At 28.7% G+C, this 519-nt stretch carries 2 protein-coding genes; both read right to left on the reverse strand.

Translation table 11 applies throughout. The features are described from left to right. A partial coding sequence (locus N3D74_06745; protein ID MCX8095860.1) for a hypothetical protein occupies nt 1-215 on the reverse strand: 215 nt, incomplete at its 3' end. Beyond that, nucleotides 203-430, reverse strand: a complete 228-nt coding sequence (locus tag N3D74_06750) for a hypothetical protein (protein MCX8095861.1) — start codon at nt 428-430, stop codon at nt 203-205. The genes N3D74_06745 and N3D74_06750, both read right to left, overlap by 13 nt. Between the last annotated feature and the right edge of the window lie 89 nt (nt 431-519).

Below are 519 nucleotides of genomic sequence, written 5' to 3' on the forward strand. Positions count from 1 at the left end.
CCCTTAAACATAAATCCTTTAAGCTGTATATACCCCGCAAAATCTTTGATCAATTCTATTTCTTTAATATCTAAGTCATTTTCACTAATGTATTCGATAGTCCATTGTGTTACATTTTTAATCCAATTACTATTAATTTCTCTTTGCCATTGTCTTAATTTTCTCCTGTCTTGTTGCAATCTTTCTTCATCCTCATACTGAATTAATCTTTCCATTTTAATTCCTCCCCTATCTCATAATCGCTTTTACCTGCTATTTTACACAAAGCAATAAAACTATTAATTAGTAACAGAAAATCTTGGTATTTTTGAGCGGTTAAATCATTGCTAACCAATTCAAATTCAATTGTTATTTTCCCTTTATATTCGCCTATATTTTCTTTTATTTCATAGCTGTTAATACCAACATATACATCTTGTTTTCTATCCATGCTATCACTCCTTTTACCACTTTAATTTATTAACCGCCTTCTTAATCTGTTCATTTTCTACATGTGTATATATTTGTGTTGTTGTAATT

This window comes from Caldisericia bacterium (assembly GCA_026414995.1).
Lineage (GTDB): Bacteria > Caldisericota > Caldisericia > B22-G15 > B22-G15 > JAAYUH01.